At 67.0% G+C, this 22242-nt stretch carries 21 protein-coding genes and 1 pseudogene; 13 read left to right on the top strand and 9 right to left on the bottom strand.

Translation table 11 applies throughout. The annotated features are described in order from the left end of the window. The first annotated feature begins 81 nt into the window (after positions 1 to 81). Together purF and VE25_RS05845 are read left to right on the top strand one after the other, a co-directional pair. A complete protein-coding gene (purF, locus tag VE25_RS05850; RefSeq protein WP_244466871.1) occupies positions 82 to 1572 on the top strand; it encodes an amidophosphoribosyltransferase in 1491 nt (496 codons plus the stop codon). Further along, the gene (locus VE25_RS05845; protein ID WP_046107653.1) at positions 1572 to 2306 is read left to right on the top strand and encodes an SDR family NAD(P)-dependent oxidoreductase; all 735 of its coding nucleotides are present in this window, start codon (positions 1572 to 1574) and stop codon (positions 2304 to 2306) included. Before purF ends, VE25_RS05845 begins: the two co-directional genes overlap by 1 nt. 47 nt (positions 2307 to 2353) lie before the next feature. Here VE25_RS05845 and VE25_RS05840 read toward each other — a convergent pair whose 3' ends face one another. The 5 genes from VE25_RS05840 to VE25_RS05820 form a co-directional block, all read right to left on the bottom strand. Then, positions 2354 to 3637 (bottom strand): hemolysin family protein, encoded by a 1284-nt coding sequence (locus VE25_RS05840; RefSeq protein WP_083988745.1) that lies wholly within the window; start codon positions 3635 to 3637, stop codon positions 2354 to 2356. 331 nt (positions 3638 to 3968) lie between these two features. Beyond that, positions 3969 to 5378 (bottom strand): ribosome biogenesis GTPase Der, encoded by a 1410-nt coding sequence (der, locus tag VE25_RS05835; RefSeq protein ID WP_046107652.1) that lies wholly within the window; start codon positions 5376 to 5378, stop codon positions 3969 to 3971. A gap of 36 nt (positions 5379 to 5414) precedes the next feature. Next, positions 5415 to 6149: a tetratricopeptide repeat protein gene (locus VE25_RS05830; RefSeq protein WP_046107671.1), complete on the bottom strand. Its 735-nt coding sequence runs from the start codon at positions 6147 to 6149 to the stop codon at positions 5415 to 5417. A 147-nt stretch (positions 6150 to 6296) separates the two neighbouring features. Beyond that, positions 6297 to 7073, bottom strand: a complete 777-nt coding sequence (locus VE25_RS05825; RefSeq protein WP_201776046.1) for a class I SAM-dependent methyltransferase — start codon at positions 7071 to 7073, stop codon at positions 6297 to 6299. A 289-nt stretch (positions 7074 to 7362) separates the two neighbouring features. After that, positions 7363 to 7989: a TetR/AcrR family transcriptional regulator gene (locus tag VE25_RS05820; RefSeq protein WP_052731750.1), complete on the bottom strand. Its 627-nt coding sequence runs from the start codon at positions 7987 to 7989 to the stop codon at positions 7363 to 7365. A 100-nt stretch (positions 7990 to 8089) separates the two neighbouring features. Between VE25_RS05820 and VE25_RS05815 the strand changes: the two genes are divergently transcribed. From VE25_RS05815 to VE25_RS05800, 4 genes are all read left to right on the top strand, one after another. Further along, entirely contained in the window at positions 8090 to 8935 is an 846-nt protein-coding gene (locus tag VE25_RS05815; protein WP_046107650.1) for an NAD(P)H-binding protein, read from the top strand. Between the two features lies 1 nt (position 8936). After that, positions 8937 to 9413: an anthrone oxygenase family protein gene (locus VE25_RS05810; protein ID WP_046107649.1), complete on the top strand. Its 477-nt coding sequence runs from the start codon at positions 8937 to 8939 to the stop codon at positions 9411 to 9413. A 46-nt stretch (positions 9414 to 9459) separates the two neighbouring features. Further along, complete coding sequence (locus VE25_RS05805; protein WP_046107648.1) at positions 9460 to 10449, top strand: AraC family transcriptional regulator; 990 nt, start codon at positions 9460 to 9462, stop codon at positions 10447 to 10449. Positions 10450 to 10519: 70 nt separating this feature from the next. Next, positions 10520 to 11725: an MFS transporter gene (locus tag VE25_RS05800; RefSeq protein WP_046107647.1), complete on the top strand. Its 1206-nt coding sequence runs from the start codon at positions 10520 to 10522 to the stop codon at positions 11723 to 11725. Here VE25_RS05800 and VE25_RS05795 read toward each other — a convergent pair. Beyond that, the gene (locus tag VE25_RS05795; RefSeq protein ID WP_046107646.1) at positions 11661 to 12617 is read right to left on the bottom strand and encodes a LysR family transcriptional regulator ArgP; all 957 of its coding nucleotides are present in this window, start codon (positions 12615 to 12617) and stop codon (positions 11661 to 11663) included. The two genes, VE25_RS05800 and VE25_RS05795, sit on opposite strands and share 65 nt — an antisense overlap. An 86-nt stretch (positions 12618 to 12703) precedes the next feature. Here VE25_RS05795 and VE25_RS05790 point away from each other — a divergent pair, with 86 nt between their 5' ends. Continuing rightward, entirely contained in the window at positions 12704 to 13309 is a 606-nt protein-coding gene (locus VE25_RS05790; RefSeq protein ID WP_046107645.1) for a LysE/ArgO family amino acid transporter, read from the top strand. 8 nt (positions 13310 to 13317) lie between these two features. Here the strand turns inward: VE25_RS05790 and VE25_RS05785 are convergent, their stop codons facing one another. Further along, complete coding sequence (locus tag VE25_RS05785) at positions 13318 to 13929, bottom strand: cysteine hydrolase family protein (protein WP_046107644.1); 612 nt, start codon at positions 13927 to 13929, stop codon at positions 13318 to 13320. Between the two features lie 40 nt (positions 13930 to 13969). Here VE25_RS05785 and VE25_RS05780 point away from each other — a divergent pair, with 40 nt between their 5' ends. Beyond that, complete coding sequence (locus VE25_RS05780; RefSeq protein WP_152664518.1) at positions 13970 to 14545, top strand: DNA-3-methyladenine glycosylase; 576 nt, start codon at positions 13970 to 13972, stop codon at positions 14543 to 14545. On the opposite strand, the pseudogene VE25_RS05775 reads toward VE25_RS05780, so the two are convergent. Together VE25_RS05775 and VE25_RS23745 are read right to left on the bottom strand one after the other, a co-directional pair. Next, positions 14542 to 15396, bottom strand: a pseudogene (locus VE25_RS05775) (SDR family oxidoreductase); the annotation flags it as partial. The gene VE25_RS05780 and the pseudogene VE25_RS05775 overlap by 4 nt on opposite strands. A gap of 19 nt (positions 15397 to 15415) precedes the next feature. Then, the gene (locus VE25_RS23745) at positions 15416 to 15751 is read right to left on the bottom strand and encodes a hypothetical protein (protein ID WP_046107641.1); all 336 of its coding nucleotides are present in this window, start codon (positions 15749 to 15751) and stop codon (positions 15416 to 15418) included. Between the two features lie 191 nt (positions 15752 to 15942). Between VE25_RS23745 and VE25_RS05765 the strand changes: the two genes are divergently transcribed. From VE25_RS05765 to VE25_RS05745, 5 genes are all read left to right on the top strand, one after another. Next, positions 15943 to 16947, top strand: a complete 1005-nt coding sequence (locus tag VE25_RS05765; RefSeq protein WP_046107669.1) for a DNA topoisomerase IB — start codon at positions 15943 to 15945, stop codon at positions 16945 to 16947. Positions 16948 to 17031: 84 nt separating this feature from the next. Beyond that, complete coding sequence (locus VE25_RS05760; protein ID WP_083988743.1) at positions 17032 to 17598, top strand: cytochrome c oxidase assembly protein; 567 nt, start codon at positions 17032 to 17034, stop codon at positions 17596 to 17598. Then, positions 17591 to 18706: a c-type cytochrome gene (locus VE25_RS05755; protein WP_046107640.1), complete on the top strand. Its 1116-nt coding sequence runs from the start codon at positions 17591 to 17593 to the stop codon at positions 18704 to 18706. Before VE25_RS05760 ends, VE25_RS05755 begins: the two co-directional genes overlap by 8 nt. Then, the gene (gene coxB, locus VE25_RS05750; protein WP_046107639.1) at positions 18703 to 19689 is read left to right on the top strand and encodes a cytochrome c oxidase subunit II; all 987 of its coding nucleotides are present in this window, start codon (positions 18703 to 18705) and stop codon (positions 19687 to 19689) included. Before VE25_RS05755 ends, coxB begins: the two co-directional genes overlap by 4 nt. Then, entirely contained in the window at positions 19686 to 22238 is a 2553-nt protein-coding gene (locus VE25_RS05745; protein ID WP_046107638.1) for a cbb3-type cytochrome c oxidase subunit I, read from the top strand. The genes coxB and VE25_RS05745 overlap by 4 nt, the downstream gene beginning before the upstream one ends. Positions 22239 to 22242 lie beyond the last annotated feature (4 nt).

The following is a 22242-nucleotide window of genomic DNA, read 5'->3' as shown; positions in this document are numbered from 1 at the left end:
GTGATATCGGCTTTTCCAGCGGGAGCGCTTTTCTAGACCACAGAGACTGCTGTTGAGGGCAGACTTGGAATGGAGAGTTCGGTGAACCGACACCCGAGCATCGTGGACGACCTCGATGGCGACACCCTGCACGAGGAGTGCGGGGTGTTCGGTATCCTCGGCCATCCGGAGGCGGCGACGCTAACGGCGCTGGGCCTGCATGCCCTGCAGCACCGCGGCCAGGAGGCGGCGGGCATCGTCTCCTTCGACGGACGCCAGTTCCACTCCGAGCGCCAGCTCGGTCTGGTGGGCGACCACTTCACCGACCCGGGCACCTTGAAGCGCATCCCCGGCAACATGGCGATGGGCCATGTGCGTTATTCGACGACCGGCGAGACGATCCTGCGCAACGTGCAGCCGCTCTTTGCCGAGCTCGAGGTCGGCGGCATCGCCATCGCCCACAACGGGAATCTGACCAACGGGCTGACGCTGCGCCGGCGCCTCATCGCGCAGGGCGCCATCTGCCAGTCGACCTCGGACACCGAGGTGGTGCTGCACCTCATCGCCCGTTCGCAGCGCACCTCCTCCTCGGACCGCTTCATCGACGCGCTCGGGGCCATCGAGGGCGCCTATGCGATGATCGCCATGACGCGCACCAAGCTCATCGGCGCGCGCGACCCCAACGGCATCCGGCCGCTGGTGCTGGGCGAGCTCGACGGCAAGCCGATCTTCGCCTCCGAGACCTGTGCGCTCGACATCATCGGCGCCAAGTTCGTGCGCGATGTCGAGAATGGCGAGGTGGTGGTCTGCGAGATCCAGGCGGACGGCTCGATCACCATCGAATCTTTCAAGCCCTTCCCCAAGCGGCGCGAGCGCGTTTGCCTCTTCGAGTACGTCTACTTCGCCCGTCCGGACTCGGTGGTCGCCGGCCGCAGCGTCTATTCGGCGCGCAAGCGCATGGGCATCAACCTCGCCAAGGAAGCGCCGGTCGAAGCCGATGTCGTCGTGCCGGTCCCGGATGGCGGCACGCCCGCGGCCATCGGCTACGCGCAGGCGAGCGGCATCCCGTTCGAGCTCGGCATCATCCGCAACCACTATGTCGGACGCACCTTCATCGAGCCGACCCAGCAGATCCGCGCCTTCGGCGTCAAGCTCAAGCACTCGGCCAACCGGGCCGAGATCGAGGGCAAGCGCGTGGTGCTGGTCGACGATTCGATCGTGCGCGGCACCACCTCGGTCAAGATCGTGCAGATGATCCGCGAGGCGGGCGCCAGCGAGGTGCACATCCGCGTCGCGAGCCCGATGATCTTCCACTCGGACTATTACGGCATCGACACGCCCGATCCGGAAAAGCTCCTCGCCAACCAGTATGGCAGCCTCGAGGACATGTGCCGGTTCATCGGGGCGGATTCGCTGCAGTTCCTCTCCATCGACGGTCTCTACGAGGCGGTCGGCGGCGAGAAGCGCAACCCGCTCGCCCCGCAGTTCACCGACCATTATTTCACCGGCGACTACCCGACGCAGTTGACGGATTTGAACGGGCGCTCCAAGAACGAGCCCAAGCAAATCTCGCTGCTCAAAGAGGCCGGTTAATGCCAGAACAACAGGATCTTCAGGGCAAGGTCGTCCTGGTCACAGGCGCTTCCCGGGGGATCGGATACGCGGCTTCGCTGGAAGCCGCCCGCCGCGGCGCGCACGTCATCGCGGTCGCCCGCACGGTCGGGGGTCTCGAGGAACTCGACGACGAAATCCAGGAACTGGGCTCTTCGGCCACCCTCGTTCCGCTCGACCTCAAGGATGGCGACGCCATCGACCGGCTGGGCGCGGCGATCTTCGAGCGCTGGGGCCTGCTCGACGGGCTGATCGCCAATGCGGCGATGCTCGGCGTGCTCTCGCCCCTGCCGCACGTCTCGCCCGAGGATTTCGAGAAGGTGATGACGATCAATGTCGTCGCCAACTATCGCCTCATCCGCTCGCTCGACCTGTTGCTGCGCCAGTCGGAGGCGGGCCGGGCGGTGTTCGTCTCCTCCTCGTCGGCGCGCTCGGCGCGGCCCTATTGGGGGCTCTATGCCGCGAGCAAGGCGGCGCTCGACGCCATGGTCAAATCCTGGTCGGCCGAGATGGCGCAGACCCGCGTCAAGGCCAACGTCTTCTACCCGGGCGCGGTGCGTACGGCGATGCGCGCCAAGGCCATGCCCGGCGAGAACCCGGAAACGCTGCCGCAACCGGCCGAGATCGCTCCGAAGCTCGTCGACCTGATCTCGCCCGCGCTCGCCGAGACCGGCAAGCTCTACGACGTGCGCGAGGGCGGGTTCTCGGAGCTCTGAGGACCGGCAACAGGGCCTAAAAAAGGGGCGCATCGCGCCCCTTTTTCTTATTCCGCCCCGATCCGGCGCATCATCACCTTGTCGATGCGGCGGCCGTCGAGGTCGACGACCTCGATGTGCCAGTCCTCGGTGTCCACCGTCTCGCCCACCTTGGGCAGGTGATTGACGAGGGAGAGGATGTAGCCGGCGACGGTCTCGTACTTGGCGTCGCGTGGGATCGAGATGCCGAGGCGATCGCTGAACTCGTCGACCGGCATCCAGCCGGCCACGAGGAACGATCCGTCCTCGCGCTTGACGAGCGCAGGCTCCTCCTCGTCCTCCTCGCGGAAGACGCCGGTGATGGCCTCGAGGATATCGCCGGACGTGACGATGCCCTCGAAGTGCCCGTATTCGTCGAAGACGAGCGCCGTGTGCACGGTCGAGGCGCGCAGCGCCTTGATGACGTCGAGCGCGTCGGTGTGATCCATGACGACGGGCGCAGCCTCGACATAGCGGCGGATATCGATCTTCTCGCCGGCGGCGAAGGCCTGCACGAGGTTCTTGATCGCGATGACGCCGATGATCGAATCGGCGTCGCCATCCTGCACCGGCAGGCGCGAGCGGCGGGTCTCGACGACGGTCTTGCGCAGCTCCTCGGGCGGATCGGCGAGGTCGATGATGTCGACGTCAAGCCGTGGCGTCATCAGGCCGCGGGCGGAACGATCGGCAAGGCGCATGACGCCGGCGATCATCGAGTGCTCGTCGCGTTCCAGAATGCCGGCGGTTGTCGCCTCGGCGATGACGGAGCGCACCTCCTCCTCGGTGACCGAGTCCTCGGATTTGCCGCCCTGGCCGAGCAGCGCCAGGACCGTCTTGCCCGACACATCGAGCAGCCAGACGAGGGGCGCGGCGACCGTGGCGATCAACGCCATCAGCGGCGCGACACGCGCGGCCATCTGCTCGGGATTGCGCAGCGCCAGCTGCTTGGGCACCAGTTCGCCCAGGATCAGCGAGAGATAGGTGATGAGGACGACCACGACGCCGACACCGGCCACATCGGCGATGCCGCTCGGAACGCCGACGGAGGCCAGCCACCCGGTGAGGCGCAAGCCCAGGGTCGCGCCGGAGAAGGCGCCGGAGAGGATGCCCACGAGGGTGATGCCGATCTGCACCGAGGAGAGGAATTTACCCGGATCGTCGGCAAGGCGCTGGGCGGTGGCTGCGCCCTTGTTGCCCTGATCGATCAGGACGCGCAGCCGCGCAGGGCGTGAAGAAACAACCGCCAGTTCCGACATGGCCAACAGACCGTTGACCAGCGTCAGAATGACGACAATAGCGATTTCGATGAACAAGAGAGTTCCATGATATGTGCGGCCCCGCACTCAGCATCGGGTCGCTCGGACTCCACGATTGTTAGGGCAAACCCGGGCACTACGCTATGGGGTAGCACTAAAACTTTTGGGGTGTGGGAAAAGACGGTGCTACGGCTTGGTGGTTGCGAGGAACGTCAAGCCCCCTCACCCGCCCTTCGGGCGACCTCTCCCCTAAGGGAGAGGTGGTGGGCTCCCTGGTTGCGATGCCTTCCTCACCTCTCCCCCAGGGGGAGAGGTCGGCGCAAGCGCCGGGTGCGGGGGCCTTCGCCCCAGTATCGGGTTAGTGCTTGCCCGGATCGTCGTAGGGGTTCTAGCTCGATGCGCGCACCCATAGCCGGATGGGGGTGCCCACGAGGTCGAACGCCTCACGCAGGCCGTTGACGAGGTAGCGTTGGTAGGAGGCCGGCAGCGCTTCGGGGCGGGAGGCGAAGAGGATGAAACTCGGCGGCCGGGTCTTGGCCTGCGTCATGTATCGCAGTTTCAGGCGCCGCCCGGAGACGGCCGGGGGCGGATGGCCTTCGACCATGCCGGCGAGCCACCGGTTGAGCCGCGCCGTCGAGACGTGCCCGTTCCAGGCCTTCTCGATCTCGAAGATGGCGTCCATCAGCCTGTCGAGATTGCGCCCGGTGAGGCCCGAGAGAGTGACGAGGGGAATGCCGCGCAGCTGCGGCAGCAGCCGCTCGCAGGCTTCCCTGAGGGCGGAAAGCGTCGCGGGCTTGTCCTCGATGAGGTCCCACTTGTTGACGGCGATGACCATCGCCCTGCCCTCGCGCTCGACGAGGTCGGCAAGCTGCAGGTCCTGCTTCTCGAAGGGAATGGTCGCATCGAGCATCAGCACGACCACCTCGGCGTACTGGATCGAGCGCAGTGCATCGCCGACGGCGAGTTTTTCGAGCTTCTCGGTCACCCGGGCGCGGCGGCGGATGCCGGCGGTATCGACGAGATTGATGACGCGGCCCTGCCACTCCCAGGGCACGAGGATCGAATCGCGGGTGATGCCGGCCTCGGGGCCGACCAGCACGCGGTCCTCGCCGACGAGCCGGTTGACGAGGGTCGACTTGCCGGCGTTGGGGCGCCCGACGATGGCGACGTTGAGGTAACGGCGCGGATTCCAGCGTAGCGTTGCTTCCTCGCCCTCGCCTTCGAGCTGGCTCTCATCGATGTCGACATCGACCTGCGGCATCGCCTCGGCGTCGGGCTCGTGGCCGGCCTTGGCCTCCTCGGCGCGATCGATCGCTTGCGAGACGATGGAATGGAGGTCGGCCATGCCGAGCCCGTGCTCGGCCGAGAGCGGGATGGGTTCGCCGAAGCCGAGCTTGAACGCCTCGACGAGGCCCGCTTGCGCCTCACGGCCCTCGGCCTTGTTGGCGACGAGGTGCACGTCCTTGCCGGAGCGGCGCAGCACCTGCGCGAAGCGCTCGTCGAGCGGCATGACGCCGGCGCGCGCGTCGATCATGAAGAGCAGGACGTCGGCCTCGCGGATCGCAATCTCGGTCTGCTGACGCATCCGGTCCCAGAGGCTGCCGTCGCGCACGTCCTCGTACCCGGCGGTGTCGAGGACGCGGAAGCGCAGCTCCGCGATCCGCCCCTCGGCCTCGCGCCGGTCGCGGGTGACGCCCGGCGTGTCGTCGACGAGCGCGATCTTGCGGCCGACCAGCCGGTTGAAGAGGGTCGATTTGCCCACATTGGGCCGGCCGACGATGGCAACGGTGACGGTCATGGCGTGTCCGGTCGGCTCTTCAACAATCGCGGCGGGCTATTCGGCCGCCGGGGCTTCTTCTTGAGCGGGCGTAGCTTCGCTCCCGTCCGCCGGCGCGGGTTCCGCCTCGGGATCGATGGCGCCCTCGGCCAGAAGCTGGGCGAGATAGAAGCTGACGCGCTGGCGCTGGCTGTTCTGCGTCAGGGGGTCGTTGACGATGGCCTCGAACGCGGCCTGCGCCGCCGCCATGTCGCCCGCCCGATACTGGGAGAGGCCGATGACCTCGCGCGCGGCGTTGCGCAGCGGATTGCCTTCGACGGCGATGCCGCCGACACGGCTTTCGACGTCGGCGGGCGTGGCGGTATCGACAAGCTGGTTCGCCGCGAGCAGCAGGGCGAGCTCGCGCAGGCGCGGATTGGATTCACTCGTCGCCAGCGCGTCGTAGGCCGCCGCCGCACCTTCGCGATCGCCGCTCTCGGCCAGGAGCCCGGCCGAGCGGAAGCGCGCCAGGGTCGGATAGCCGCCCGAGCCATTGGCGATCAGCTCGTCGAGCGCGGTGCGGGCCGCGGCGATGTCGCCGCCGTCCGCCAGGTCGAAGGCGGCATAGAGCCGATCGGAAGAACCGGCCGCGTTGGACGTGCGCCACCAATGCCAGCCCTCGTTGACCGCGACGACGAGGACGACGGCGATCGCGCCGCCGATCACGAACGGCCCGAACTGCCGCCAGAGCCTGCGCATGCGATCGGAGCGCAGTTCTTCGTCGACTTCGCGGAAGATGTTGTCGTTGGACATGGGGGCCTTTGCGATGGGTATGCCGAAATTTGCGGCACAATAGTTGCGGGCATCCATGTTTGCAAATTGCAAACACCGGGAAAGCGGCGAATTTCCCGCGCTTTGCGCCGCGGGCGGCAATCCCGCAGGATCGCCGCCCGGGTGCGTTCAGCTCTTGATCGCCCGCAGGGCGAGAAAGAGCGGTATCTCCTCGCGCGCCAGCCGCATGGCCTTCGGCTCGTTCCTCGGCGCCAGGTCTTCGCCCGAGACCTCGCGCAGCGCGTCGACGGCGAGGCCGTTGGCCGCGAGCGCCGAGACATAGGCCTCGAGCGGCCGGTGGTAGCTGCGGGTGGTGCCGCGCCCGGCCTCGCCGTAATCCTGCATGGGCACGGCGAGCGGAGTAAGGTAGCGGTCGACACGGCGGAACTGCAGACGCCGCCCCTCGTCCCAGCCCCAGCCGCTCTGGCGGGGGATGCGGAAGCAGGGATGCGTCATCAGCAGCACCAGCCGCCCTCCGGGCTTCAGCGCCCAGGCGGCGGAGGCGAGCGCGTCCTCGAGCGGATCGATGTCCTGGATGCTGAGGAGGAACGCGGCGGCATCGAAGGATGCCGGGCGCAGCTGCGGCATGGCGGGCAGGCGCGTGGCGTCGCCGACCAGGAACCGGGCCTTGCCCCCATAGTGGTGGCGGGCGTGGGCGATGAGCTTCTGGCCGAGATCAACGCCGGTATAGGCGGCGCCTGCCTCCAGAACGGCTGACGCGAACGCGCCTGCTCCGCAGCCGATGTCGATGACCGCCTCGCCGCGGCGTGGCTGCAGCAGCTCCATCAATGCCGGGATGGCGAGCCTCTTATGGTGCCGGCTGCCCTCTGCACCCGACCAGCCGATATACCAGTCGGCCACGCCGTCCCAGCTGCGGCTGGTCCGGTTGCGATTTTTCGTATGCACGGAAATGTCCTCATGCGTCTTCTCCGGCTCGCGGGGGTTAGGGAAGAAGAAGCGCGGACGTCCTGCGGTGGCCCGGATGGCCTTGCGAGCACGATGAAGGGCTCGGGCGCACACTCACGGTGCGAGCCTTGAGGCTCCGAAAGATCAGCTTGGAGGGAGCTCGGGCTCGGACCTTAGCGGCAGAACGCCGCGAAAGGACGGATGCGCACGAAGCATGTGGGCGAATTCATCGGCCTGGATCCTTGCATAAGGCGGCCAACATAGGCAGAGCGGCCGGCGCGCGCAAGGGTCAGGCGGCGAACTTCGCCAGCAGGTCGCGGGCGGCCATGACCTTGTAGCCATCGAGCACGCGGCGCGCCTCGTCGTCCGGGAGGGTGATCGCAAGACGCACCGTGGCGCAGAGCAGATACATGACGAGCAGCGCATAGCTCGTGAGCTCCGTGCCATCGCCTTCGACACCAACCTTGCGCAGCACCTTTTCGAGGAAGGCGGCGTGCGCCCTGGTGTCCTCGGCGTCGATGTCGCGCAGCGCCTTGTCGGCGAGGGTCGCCGACCAGATGTCGCGGGTGGCCGGATAGTCCTGGAACATGCCGTAATACTCGTCGACCACAACCTTGAGGGCTTCGGCGAGGCCATCGAGGCTCGCCACGTCGACCATGATGCGTTCGACGCACTCGCGCCCGATCTGGTTGTAGCGCTCGGCGAGCGTGCGGATCACTGCGCCCTTATCCGGAAAGTACTGGTAGAGCGAACCGATCGAAACCCCTGCCCCATCGGCGATATCGCTCATCTTGACCGCGTCGCTGCCGCGCTCGGCGATGAGGTCGCCCGCCACCGCGAGGATCCGCTCCACCCGCTCGCGGCTGCGCTGCTGGCTGGGCAGCTTGCGCGGCTGGGAGGGCATGGCCTGCGTCATAGTCGTCACGTTCGAACTCCTGTTGACAACCATAATATGAGGGTTTATCACATTTTGCAAATGTGAGGAACGCTCACGTTTCTAAGTAAGGAGACCGAAGATGACTGCGACGACAGAGACGACCGCCCCGATCCTCATCATCGGCGGCACTGGAAAGACGGGGAAACGCGTGGCCGAGCGGCTGACGGCGCTCGGCAGGCAGGTGCGCATCGGCTCGCGCAGTGCTCAGCCGGCGTTCGACTGGGAACGGCCGGAGACCTGGCCGGCTGCGCTCGAGGGCGCATCGGCCGCTTACATCACCTACTATCCGGACCTAACCATCCCCGGCGCGCCCGAGGCTATCGAGGCGTTCGTGCATCTGGCGCTCGACAGGGGCGTCAAGCGGCTCGTGCTGCTTTCGGGACGCGGCGAGCCTGAGGCGCAACGAAGCGAGGAGATGCTGAAGGCCAGCGGCGCGGACTGGACGATCCTCAGTTGCGCCTGGTTCGCACAGAACTTCAGCGAGGGCTTCCTCTTCGAAGCGCTGCTCGAAGACACTGTGCGGCTGCCGGCGGGACCGGTTCCGGAGCCGTTCGTCGATGCCGACGACATCGCCGACGTGGCCGTCGCGGCGCTGACGCAGGCGGGGCATGCCGGCAAGTATTACGAGCTCACCGGCCCCGAGGCGATCACGTTCGAGACAGCGATCGAGCAGATCGCCCAGGCCGCCGGTCGTGATATCCGCTTCGAGCAGATGGCGATCGAGGACTTCACCGCCGGGCTCCACGCCGCAGGCGTCCCGCAGGTGTTCATCGACCTCGAGATCGAACTCTTTACCGAAGTGCTGGACGGCCGCAATGTCGCCGTCGCGGACGGGGTGCGGCAGGCGCTGGGACGCGAGCCCAGGTCGTTTGCCCAATATGTCCGCGAAACCGCCGCCACCGGCGTTTGGAACAGGGAGGCCTGAAATGGACTGGATCTCGACGCTCGCCTTTGTCGGCGCGCTGGGCAGCGGCCTGATGGCCGGCATGTTCTACGTGTTCTCCTTCTGCATCATGCCGGCGCTGGCCCGCGTCCCGCCGCAGAGCGGGATGCGGGTGATGCAGGAGATCAACGTCACCGTGCTGGTGCCGATCTTCCTCGGGGTCTTCCTCGGCATGGCGGTGCTGAGCCTTGCCGCCATCGTCCTCGGCGGCATCAATCCGGGCCGTGCGGAGGGATGGCCAATGGCGCTCGCAGGGCTCCTCTATCTCATCGGCACCTTCGGCGTGACGATGGTTCGCAACGTGCCGCGCAACGAAGTGCTCGCCAAGGCAAATCCGGAAAGTACCGAAGGCCAGGCGTACTGGAGCCGCTACCTCACCGAGTGGACCTTCTGGAATCACGTGCGGGCGATCGCCGCGTTCCTCGCCCTCGCCGCCTTCGCCTATGCAATCGCGGTATGAGCGAGACGGGGCTGGTTCGGGAGCGTTTCGGTGATAGAATGGCGCAATGCTTGATAAATCGTCCGACGCTCCCAACCGCCTCCCGCTCGACCCCCTGAGCGAAGTCCTGCAGGACTTCCGCATGACCGGGGTCAGTTACGGCCGTTACGAGATGGCCCAACCCTGGGGCGTCCACTTCCCCGAGCAGCCGCAGGCGCGGTTCCATTTCGTCGGCAGTGGCACGTGTTGGCTGCATACGCAGGCTGGAGGCTGGATGCGGCTGGCCGAGGGCGACATCGTCCTCCTGCCCAAGGGCATCCCCCACGAGCTGGCCGGCGCGCCAGAGTCGCCCTGCAAGCCGATCGATCCCAGCCGGCTCGATTCCTTCGGCGGCATCGTCTACTGCCTCACCGAGGCCGGCGAGGGTGAAAAGACGACGCTCTTTTGCGGTAGCATGTCGCTCGAGGCGCACGCCTTCCATCCCCTGCTCGACCTGATGCCGCAGGTCATACGGGGCTGCGAGGTGATGGCGCGGGACCGGGTCATCGCAACGCTCCTCGAAGCGATGAGCGAGGAGGTGACTCTCTCGCAACTCGGCGGGGCTACGGTTCTTGCCAGGCTTGCGGACCTGCTGGTGGCGCGTGTCATCCGCTGTTGGGTCAAGGGCGCCTGCGAGACGGCGCAGGGCTGGCTCGCCGCCATTCGCGATCCCCAGATCGGCCGGGCCCTGGCGGTAGTGCATCGGGACCCCGGAGAGGACTGGACGGTGGAGAGCCTTGCGCGCGTCGCCGGCCTCTCCCGGTCGGCCTTCGCCGAGAAGTTCGCGAGCGTCGTCGGGGAAGGACCGGGCCGCTATGTGGCGCGCTGGCGCATGCGGGTCGCTGGCGAATGGCTTTCGCGCGACCATCTCACCGTCGCCGAGGCGGCGCTGCGCCTCGGCTATGAATCGGAAGCCTCGTTCAGCCGTGCGTTCAAGCGGGTCGTCGGGACGCCACCGGGTCAGTGGCGGCGCGGCGGCGGCGCGGCAGACGCCACTTCCGGACGAATGATCACGTAATAGGGATTTTTTGTCATTAATCCTCCGGCAGGGACGGGCTAGCTTGCGCGCCCCCTCCCGGAGATTATCCATGCAGAGTCTCAACTCGTCCTCTTCCCCCCAAGCCGCCCAGGGCGGCTGGCCGCTTGGCATCTGGCTGGCGGTACTGTCCATGTCGTTTGCGACCTTCGCCATCGTCTCGGCAGAGTTCCTGCCCGCCGGACTCCTGACCCCCATGGCCGCCGATCTCGGCATCAGCGAGGGCCTTGCCGGTCAGGCGGTGACGGCCACCGCCGTCGTCGGTGCGATCGCGGCGCTCTTTGCCAACATTCTCATCGGCCGGCTCGACCGCAAGCTGGTGCTCATCGGCCTCAGCATGCTGACGGTCGCGGCCAACCTGCTCGCGGCCTACGCCACCGACTTCACCATGCTGCTCATCGCCCGCGCGGCGCTGGGCGTGGCGCTCAGCGGCTTCTGGTCGCTCTCTTCGGCGGTCGTTGCGCGGCTGGTCGGCATCGGCGCGATGGGACGCGGCATGTCGATCATTTTCGTCGGCGTGTCGCTCGCCACCATCGCCGCTCCGTCGGTCGGCGCGCTGGTCAGCGATTTTTACGGCTGGCGGACGGCCATGTTCCTTGCCGCCGGCGCGGCCGCCATCGCCACGGTACTGCAGGTCTTCGCGCTGCCGCGCCTGCCCACGGCTGCGGGCAACAATCTGATGGGCATTCTCCGCCTCACCACCCGGCGCGGCGTGCAGCTCGGCCTCCTCGCCGTGCTGCTGGTCGCCGGCGGACACTTCGCCGGCTTCGTCTATGTGCGCGCCTTCCTCGAGCAGGTGACTCAGATGTCGGCTGCCGGGGTCGCGATGACGCTCCTCGCCTTCGGCGTCGCCAACTTCTTCGGCAATCTCGTGGGCGGCGCCATTGCCGACCGCAACCAGCGCATGGGACTGGCGACCGTCGGCATCCTCATGGGGCTTTCGGCTCTCGGCCTCGCCTTCTTCGGCGCCGAACTCATCCCGGCGGCGGGCCTTGCCACCATCTGGGGCTTTGCGTTCGGGGCGGGGCCGATCGTCCTGCAGACGGGCGTGGCGAGGGCAGCGCCCGACGACCTCGAAGGCGCCGGCAGCCTCATCGTCGTCCTCTTCCAGGTGTCGATCGCGACCGGCGCGGTCGTCGGCGGGCTGCTGGTCGACAATATGGGTGTCGCCTACGCGATCGGTTTCACCGGCATCATGGCGCTCGGCGCGGTCGCCCTTTCGACCGCTCCGCGCCCTCAGGTGGTGCCGGCCGAATAGCCTCACCGGGCTCGACGAGCCATCTGGCGGCCGCGGTCATCACCGCGGCCGTCATCTTTTTCAGCACCGGCTCGACCGAGCGGCTCCACTGCCAATGAAGCGGCACGTCGAGCGATCGGCCGGGCAGGAGTTCGACCAGCCGCCCCTCCTCGATATGCCGTCGCACCAGCGCTTCCGGGTTCATGCCCCAGCCGAGCCCGGCGAGCGAGGCATCGACGAAGGCCTGCGTCGCCGGCAGCCAATGGCCGGGCATGGCGATCTGCCGGCCGGTCACTCCGGCCACCCAGCGCGCCTGCAGCTCGTCCTTGGCGTTGAAGACGAGACAGGGCGCTCGGCGCAGCGCGTCCTCCGCGATGCCGTCAGGGAACCAGCGCTCCACATAGCCGGGGCTTGCCACCGCCAGGTAGCGCAGCGCCCCGAGCGCACGCACGCTGCACCCTTGCACCGGCCCGGCATTGGCGGTGACTGCCGCGCCGACCTCTCCGCGCCGCAGCCATTCGGCGCTGTGACCCTCGTCGTCGACGACGAGATCGAAGAGCAGCCCCTCCCCTGCGCCGGCCATGGCGTCGATGAACCAGGTGGCGAGGCTGTCGGCGTTGACGGCGATGCGCAGGCGCGCCGGCTCGCCGGCCGGTACGGAACCGCCGAGGTCCTCGGCGAGCGTCGTTTCGAGCAGGCCCACCTCCTCGAAATGGCGGCAGAGGCGCTGTCCTGCGCTGGTCGCGGTGCAGGGCTGGCCGCGCACCACCAGCACCATACCCAACCGTTCCTCCAAGAGCTTGATGCGCTGGGAGACGGCGGAGGGCGTGACGTTCAGGCGCTCGGCCGCTTTCTCGAAGCTGCCGGTGCGCACGACTGCCGAAAGCGCGGCCAGATGTGCATAATCCATCATTAGTGTAGCTAAACTTGCTTCATTATATTTAATTTTACTAATCACAAGCGACCGACTAGTCAAACGCCTCCACTTTCGGAGGCGGCATGACGACGGCATTCATTCCGGGATTCCTGCTGGGGCTCGGCCTCATCGTCGCGATCGGCGCGCAGAACGCGTTCGTGCTGCGACAGGGGCTGCGCGGCGAGCACGTGTTCGCCGTCTGCCTGACCTGCGCACTTTCGGACGCCGTGCTGATCGCGGCGGGAGTCTCAGGCTTCGGCAGGTTGACCACCGCCCTGCCATGGATCGAGACGGTGCTGCGCTATGGCGGCGCCGCGTTCCTCATTGCCTACGGCCTTCGCGCGTTCGTATCGGCGCTGGGCAAGGGCGGCTCACTGGTTCCCTCGAACGAGGCGCCGGGGAGCCTCACGAGCGCGCTTCTCGCCTGCCTCGCCTTCACCTGGCTCAACCCGCACGTCTATCTCGACACGGTCCTGTTGCTCGGATCGATCTCGACGCAGTATCCGGGCGAGGAGGCGATCTTCGCGGCGGGCGCGGTGGCGGCCTCCTTCTGCTTCTTCTTTTCGCTCGGCTACGGAGCGCGGCTGCTGCGGCCTCTGTTCGCTCGCCCCGCGGCATGGCGGGTGCTGGACCTCATCATCGGGGTCGTCATGTGCGCGATCGCGCTGCAGCTGGTGACGCGGCACTGACGTGCTCGTCACCCCTCGCGCCGCCAGATGTCCATCACCTCGGCGCTCGTGCAGTCGACGAGCTGGGAGCTGAACCGGTTGCGGTAGATGCGCAGCATGGCATCGTGCGTCTCGTCGGCGGAGCTGCAGAGCGCATCGACGGGCAGGACGACGCTGTAGCCATGGTCGATGGCGCCGAGCACGGTCGCCGAGACGCATACTTCCGTCTCTCCCCCCGTTATCACGAGAGTCTCGACATTCCTTGCCCGCAGAGCCCGATGCAGGTTCGTTTCCAGCCAGGGCGAATAGACGCTCTTGTCGACCACGTGGGCCGGCGGGACGTGACGGGCAAGCGGTGTGCAAAGATCGATGAGGCCGGGTGTCAGGCGTTCGCGCGTCATCGCTTCCCAATCGCGGTAGTAGGCCTGCCATGCCCCGTGCGCGGCCTCGGCGGCCACCGGCGGGATGAAGCGGGTAAAGACGGTGCGCTCCGGGTACACCGCCACGATCGCCTCGATGGCAGGCAGCGTGCGGGTGACCCACGGCGTATGCCAGGGCGTCTCCTCCTCGAACATGCGCTGCATGTCGACGCAGACATGCGCAACCTGTCGCCAGGCGACGCGATCGAGGCTAAGAGGCATGGCGCACCCTGGATAAAGCGAGCGGGAAGACAGCGTGGACGTGACAGCCGAATTCTTCGACCGCCCGGTGGCGGAGGTCGCCGCCAGCCTCATCGGCGCGACCTTTCTCGTCGACGGCGTCGGCGGTGTGCTCGTCGAGACGGAAGCCTATGACGCGACGGACGCCGCCTCGCACAGCTTCAACGGCGAGACCGCGCGCAATGCCGCCATGTTCGGCCCGCCCGGCACCGTCTATGTCTACCGCTCCTATGGCATCCACTGGTGCATCAACTTCGTCTGCCGTCGCGGGGCAGCGGTGCTGATCCGGGCGCTCGAGCCCACCGCCGGTTTCGATGTCATGGCGGAGCGTCGAGGGATCGAAAACCGGCGGCTCCTCTGCTCCGGGCCGGGGCGGCTGACGCAGGCCCTTGGTGTCGATCTCGGCCAAAACGGGCGCCCGATCTTCGGACCGCCCTTCGAGCTGCGGCAATCGACCAGCGTGCCGCCGCTCGTCGTCGGTCCGCGCATCGGCATCTCGCGCAACCAGGATGCGCCATGGCGCTTCGGTCTTTCGGGATCGCAATTCCTCAGCAAACCTTTCGCGCGAGAGCAACGCCTGAGGCAGGCCGCCGGCTAGCTGCTGGGAAAGTCGCCGCCGTCGACGTGGATCGTCTGGCCGGTCATGTAGCGGCTGTCCTCGCAGGCGAGGAACAGGAATGCCGGGGCAACCTCGCTGGGTTGGCCAGGCCGCTTCATCGGCACCGAAGTGCCGAACGTCTTCACCTCCTCGGCCGGAAAGCTGGCGGGGATCAGCGGCGTCCAGATCGGCCCCGGCGCCACGGAGTTGACGAGGATGCCCTTGTCGACGAGACGCGCCGAAAGCGAGCGGGTGAGCGCGACGATCGCGCCCTTGGTCATGGAATAGTCCATCAGCTGCGGCTGGCCGCGATAGGCGACGATCGAGGACGTATTGATGATCCGCGCGCCCTTCTTCAGGTGCTTCAGGGCCGCCTGGATCATGAAGAAATAGCCGAAGATGTTGGTCTGGAAGACCTGCTTCAGGCTCTCTTCACTGAGCTTGTCGAGCTCCTCGCGCACGTATTGCTCGGCGGCGTTGTTGACGAGGATGTCGAGCCCGCCGAACTCCTTGACGGTCTGCTCGACGAACGACTTGCAGAACTCGCGGTCGCCGACGTCGCCCTTGACCAGCAGCGCCTTGGAACCCTCAGCTTCGATCAGGCGCTTGGTTTCCTCGGCGTCCCTGTCCTCCTCGAGATAGCCGACGGCGACCTTGGCGCCCTCGCGGGCAAAGAGGATGGCCACGGCGCGGCCGATGCCGGAATCGCCGCCGGTGATGATGGCGACCTTGCCCTTGAGCCGCCCGCTGCCCGGGAAGAGAGGCATGAACTCGGGCTCGGGGTGCATCTCGTGCTGCCGGCCGGGCTGGGTGTCCTGATGCTGGGCGGGCATTGCGTTGGCCATTCTCGGTCTCCGATGAGTTCGTGTTTCAGCCGCCCGGCGATTCGACTGCCGGGGTGTCGGTGGAGGTCGGTGCCGGTTCGACTTCGGCCGGCCCGCCCTCCCAGAAGGTGAAGATGATCGCCGCCAGGGCGACGAGGATGACGAGGCCAAGGGCGATCCCCACGGGCGTCGTCATCACGTGGCGCCGCTGCTCGCCGCCTTCGGTCTTGTAGAGGCGGCGCGCGCCGGCCTCGGATTCGGCCTGCTGGCGGCGTGTCGCCTTGGAACTGCGGTACATCGCATAGGCGAGCACCAAACCCAGCACCACGGTTCCCGCGATGACGATCCAGGTCCAGGAAACGGCGGCCAGGTCCTGTTGCATGGGTGCACTCCATTCTGGAGGTCAATGCGGTGGGCCGGTTCGGGGTTGCCAGTGCGAAGGAGGAACCTCCGGCCGTGCGCAGGCATTTCCCGAGCCTTGGAGGAACCGACATGCTCGATTCGCCCGTCAGGCTGCTCGCTTCCCGTGCCGCATGTTTCGATCGCGCGCGTGCCGACGAGCTCGGACCGGGCATGGAAACCCTGGTGCATGTGTCGGACGAGGACCCCGGCATCCGTCGGCGCAAGCATGGACGGTATTTCGCGTATTTCTCGCCGGACGGCGCGCGGATCACCGACCGAAGCGAGGTCGACCGGATCGCGTCACTCGCCATTCCCCCGGCCTGGACGGATGTATGGATCTCGCCCGAATCCGGCGGCCATATCCAGGCGACGGGGCGCGATCAGAAGGGACGCAAGCAGTATCGCTATCATGCGCTGTGGATCGCATGCCGCGACGAGGCCAAGTACGGCAACCTTCGGCGCTTCGCGGCCGCACTGCCCAAGCTGCGCAGCCGGATCGACGAGGACCTGTCGCGGCGGGGGCTCGACTTCGAGAAGGTCTGCGCCTCGGTCGTCTGGCTGCTCGACCGCACGCTGATCCGCGTCGGCAACAGCGCCTATGCGCGCGACAACAAGAGTTTCGGGCTCACGACCCTGCGCGACAAGCACGTCGATATCGAAGGCTCGCAACTGCGCTTCGATTTCCGCGGCAAATCCGGCAAGCACTGGCGGCTGCGGCTCGCCGACAGGCGCATCGCGCGGATCGTGCGCGGTGCCCAGGAACTGCCCGGCCAAAAGCTCTTCCAGTACCTCGACGAGGAGGGCGCACGGCACCCGCTCACCTCACAGGACGTCAACGACTACATCCGGCAGGCGGCAGGCGAGGACTTCACCTCCAAGGACTTCCGCACCTGGGCCGGCACGGTGCGTGCCCTCGACCGGTTTGTCGCAACGGAGCTTCCGGCGACGAAGACCGAACAGGCGCGGGTCGCCAACGTCATCATCGATGAGGTGGCAGCCCGCCTCGGCAACACCCGCGCGGTCTGCCGGCGCTGCTACATCCACCCGCAGGTCTTCGCTTCGTGGACAGAGGGCTCCCTTGCCGAAGAGCTGGCGCAGGTGCGCTCGCGCAGGTCGCAGTACCTCGATGGTTCGGAAGCACGGGCCAAGGCGTGGCTCGCCCTGCACGAGGCCTAGACCAACTTGGCGGGAACCTCGTAGCAGCCTGATGCGTCTTGCATTTGTCCCGCCACCAGACGCGAGAACCGGAAACGGCGCACGATGCTTGAAACCCTCGGCATGGATACCGCTTTCGGTCCCCTGAGCCTTCATATGCTCCAGCACGTCGTGGTGATGAACCTCATCGTGCCGGCCGCGGTGTTCGGCCTGTCGTTGCGCGGCGGGCCATGGCTTTGGAAATCCTGGCCGGTGGCGACCGCCTGCCAGCTCGCGCTGCTTTGGATCTGGCACGCCCCGCCGGCCCTCGCTTTCGCCATGTCGCAACCGTTGGCGATGATCGCGATGCACCTCAGCCTCGCGCTCGCGGCGCTCTGGTTCTGGATGTCCATCGCCTCGGCCCCGCCGACCGGGCGCTGGCGCGCCATCTTCGCCCTCATCGTCACGGGCAAGCTCTTCTGCCTGCTCGGCGCGCTGCTGGTCTTCGCGCCGCGCCAGCTCTTCGACATGGGAGGGCATGCCCATCACATGGCTGCCGACGGGCTTGCGGATCAACAGCTCGCCGGCCTGATCATGCTCACCGCCTGCCCGCTGAGCTATGTGCTGATCGGCATCGTCATCTCCACGCGCTGGTTCCTGTCGCTCGAACGCGAGGCCGCGCGGAATGGCTGAGCGCGAGCGGGATTCGAGCGACCGGAGCGGCTATCTGCGACGCCTGGGCGAGGCGGTGCTGGTGGTGCTCGGCGTGCTGCTGCTGGGCGGCACGCTCTTCATCTGGTCGGGCGTGTACAATATCGGAGCCAGCCGCGATCATTTCGGGATCGTCACCTGGCTGATCGCGCAGTTGCGCGACCAGTCCGTCAACGCCTCGGCGCAAGGCGTCGACGTGCCGGACCTTTCCGATCCGGGTCTCGCCATGCTCGGCGCGGAACACTACCGCAGCGGATGCGCCGCCTGCCACGGCGTGCCCGGGGAACCGCTCAATCCGGTGTTCACGAGCATGCTGCCGGCGCCTCCGGATCTCTATCACGCGGCCAGCGACTACGAGGCGGCCGAGCTCTTCACCATCATTCACCACGGCCTCAAATACACCGGCATGCCCGCCTGGCCGGCGATAGAACGGGCCGACGAGGTGTGGCCGGTCGTGGCGTTCCTGCTGAAGGTGCATCGCGAAGGCCCGCAGGTCTACGACGCCACGCTTGCCGAGGGGCAGGTGGATGAACCCGGCACCGGCCGCATCGCCTTCGAGAACTGCGTACGCTGCCACGGCGACGACGAGACCGATCTCATCGACGACCTCGTGCCGCGGCTCGAAGGCCAGTCGGCGGCCTATCTGGCGCGGGCGCTCACCGAATATCGCGACGGCACACGGCCGAGCGGCATGATGCAGCCCATCGCCCATGAGATGAGCGACGATGAGATCGCCGAACTTGCCGAGTACTACGCGGGGCTGACCGCGCTCGCGCCTGCGAGCGATCTTCAGGGCGAAGACGTGGAAGCCGGCCGGCAGATCTTCATGAATGGCGTTCCGGAAACGGGCGTGCCGGCCTGCGCGTCCTGCCACATGGGCGCCAACCCGCAGTTTCCCCTGCTGGCCGGGCAACCGGCGGCGTACCTGATGGGCCAACTGCAGCTGTGGCGAAACGGCATCCGCGCCGAGACCGGATACGGCGCCATCATGGCGACCGTCGCCCAGCGCCTCACTCCCGAGCAGGCGCAGGCGGTGAGCCTTTATCTCTCCTGGCTGCCCCTGCCCCGTGACGGAGGGGACGGACCATGATGCGCCGACTGATCCTCCTGCTCCTCATCCTCCCCGCCCTCGGCGGCTGCGCCGGCAGCCAGTCCGCCTTCATGCCGCGGGGGGCCGAGGCGGAGCGGATCGATACGCTCTTCTGGGTGATGACCATCGGCGGCGGGATCATCTTTGTTGGAGTGATCGCCATCACGGCCGTTGCCATGCTCGGCGGCGCGCGGGTGCGACGGGCGCTCTCCAGCGAGCCTTTCATCAACGGGGCAGGCATCGCCTTCCCGTCGGTCGTGCTGACGGTGCTGCTCGTCTATGGCCTGCTCATCCTCGGCGCCGGAGCGAGGACTCCGCCGGCAGGCGACGGGCTGCGCATCGCCGTCAGCGGCGAGCTCTGGTGGTGGCGGGTGACCTATACCGATGCCGAAGGCAACACGTTCGACACCGCCAACGAGCTGCATCTGCCGGTCGGCGAGCCGGTCGCCGTCGAACTGACCTCCGCCGACGTCATCCACAGCTTCTGGGCGCCGAACCTTGCCGGCAAGCTCGACATGATCCCGGGCCGCACCAATACGCTGACCCTGACAGCGACGCAGCCCGGCGTCACCCGTGGGCAATGCGCCGAATATTGCGGCGGCGCGCACGCCTTCATGTCCTTCCACGTGGTCGCCCAGCCGCGCGAGGAATTCGATGCCTGGATGCGGCAGGAGGCGGGTCCGGCCGTTCCGCCGGCAAGCGAGGCGGCCGAGCGCGGCGCGGCGCTCTTCCTTTCGGCCGGGTGCGGCGCATGCCATGCGGTGCGGGGCACCGAGGCGACCGGCACCATCGGTCCGGACCTCACCCATATCGGCGCGCGCCGCTCGATCGGAGCCGGCATGCTGCCCAACGATGCCGCGGCCATGCGCCAGTGGATCGTCGACAACCAGCACATCAAGCCCGAGAACAAGATGCCCGCCTACGAGATCTTCACCGAGGCAGAGCTCGACGATCTTTCCGCCTATCTCGAGGGGCTGAAATGAGCGACGCGCCGCACGGAACGCCCCGCAACGACGAGTTCCCCAACAGCCTGCCGCGTCCCGAAGGCGAGCTCGAGGCACTGGAGCGCGCCTGGGAGATGCCCAAGGGCATCCGCATCCTAACCGAGATCAACAACAACTTCGTGGGCCCGCTCTATATCGCGGCCGCCTTCCTCTTCTTCGTGCTGGCAGGAATCCTCGCGCTCCTCATGCGCACCCAGCTCGCCTTCGGCGACAACGACTTCATCGGCCAGGATCTCTACAACCAGCTCTTCACCGTCCATGGCACGACGATGATGTTCCTCTTCGCCGTGCCGGTGGTGGAGGCGCTGGGAGTGATGATGCTGCCGCAGATCATGGCCTCGCGCGACCTGCCCTATCCGCGCCTCAGCGCATTCGCCATCTGGGCCTATATCGTGGGCGGGCTCGTCTTCTTCTCGACGATCTTCTACGACCTCGCCCCCAAGGGCGACTGGTTCATGTATCCGCCGCTGACGCTGACCGAGTATTCGCCGGGCGACAACGCCGATTTCTGGCTCCTGGGGATCGGCTTCATCGAGATCTCGGCGATCGCGGGCGCCATCGAGATCATCGTCGGCGTGCTGCGCACCCGGCCGCCCGGCATGACGCTGGCGCGGATGCCGATCTTTGCCTGGGGCATGCTGATCTTCGCCTCGATGATCGTCTTCGCCTTCCCGGCGGTGATCCTCGCCACGATGCTCCTCGAGATCGAACGCGCCTTCGGCTGGCCGTTCTTTACCGCAGAGCTCGGCGGCGACGCCCTCCTCTGGCAGCACCTCTTCTGGTTCTTCGGGCATCCGGAGGTCTACATCATCTTCCTGCCGGCGGCCGGGCTCGTCTCGATGATGGTGCCGACAATGGCGCAGACGCCGCTGGTCGGCTACCGGCTGATCGTCGTCGCGCTGATCGCCACGGGCTTCTTCAGCTTCGGGCTCTGGGTCCACCACATGTTCACGACGGGCATTCCGGCCCTGAGCCTGGCGTTCTTCTCGGCGGCGAGCATGGCGGTCGCCATCCCCTCGGGCATCCAGGTGTTCTCCTGGATCGCGACCATCGCCGCCGGCCGCGAAAGACTGCGGATGAGCGTGCCCTCGCACTTCATCCTCGGCTTCCTCTTCATCTTCACCCTCGGGGGTCTCACCGGGGTGATGGTGGCCGTGGTGCCGTTCGATTTCCAGGCGCACGACAGCTACTTCGTCGTGGCGCATTTTCACTACGTGCTGGTCGGCGGCATGGTCTTCCCGCTCTTTGCCACCTTCTATTACTGGGCGCCGGTCATCAGCAGCAGGATGCTCTCCGAACGGTTGGGCAAATGGGCGTTCTGGCTGATGTTCATCGGCTTCAACGTCACGTTCTTCCCCATGCACATCACCGGCCTTGCCGGCATGCCGCGCCGGGTGTGGACCTATCCCGGCAACATGGGCTGGGACCTGCTCAACACCATCTCGACCATCGGCGCCTTCACCTTCGCGACCGGCGTCCTGGTCTTCATCGTCGACGTCGCGCTCAACTTCCGCTTCGGGCTGCAAGGACCGCGCAACCCGTGGAACGCGGGTACGCTCGAATTCATGCCCAACGGCAACTACTCGATGCGCAGCATCCCGCGCGTCACCAGCCGCGATCCGGTCTGGGACAACCCTTCGCTGCCCGAGGAGATCGAGCAGGGCCGCCACTACCTGCCCGGCACCGTCACCGGCGGGCGCGAGACGCTCGTCACCTCGCCGATCGAGGCGGAGCCGCAATACATCATGCAAATGCCCCAGCCGAGCTGGACGCATGTCTCGGCCGCCGTGTTCACCGCCGGCTTCTTCCTGCTGCTGACCATCAAGCAGGTGGAGCTGTCGCTCACCTGCGGTGTCATCGCGGTCATCTCGTTCATCGCCTGGGGCTGGCAGCTCGACAAGCCGGACAAGGGCATGGTCGATATCGGCGGCGGCATCCGGGTGCCGACCTATGCATCCGGTCCGCAATCGCACAGCTGGTGGGCGATGGTGGTGCTGATGCTGGTCGCAGCAGCACTCTATGCCTCCTACTTCTTTTCCTATCTCTATCTCTGGACCGTCTCGCCCGAGGTCTGGCCGCCGGGCGGTTCGCCGGAGCCGCCGCCCCTGCTCTATCCCCTGGGCTCGGCCGTGCTGATGGTCGGGGGCGGCATCGCGATCCGTTGGGCCGGTCGCCGACTGCCGGCGGAGGGCGCGCGGTCATTCGCAGCGCCTGCGGTGCTGGCGCTGGCGGCCCTGCTCCTTGCCGGCGCGCTGGCGCTCGAGATCTATGGACATCTCGGGACGGGCCTCTCGCCGACGGCGTCATCCTATGGGGCGCTCGTCTACATGAATGCGTTTCTCGTTGCCGAGACCGTCGCGGCGACGGTGGTGCTCTGCCTCTTTGCCGCGGCGCGGCAGATACGCGGACATGTCGACGCAGTCCGGCGCGCCAACTTCGACAACGCGGCCCTGCTCTACTATTACACCAGCGCCCAGGCGCTGTTCGGCCTGGTGCTGATCCATGGTTTTCCAAGATTGATCGGGTGAGGCG

It is taken from the genome of Devosia geojensis, assembly GCF_000969415.1.
GTDB lineage: Bacteria > Pseudomonadota > Alphaproteobacteria > Rhizobiales > Devosiaceae > Devosia > Devosia geojensis.
The sequence above is the reverse complement of the archived record's forward strand: the minus strand, read 5'-3'. Positions and strand labels throughout refer to the sequence as shown.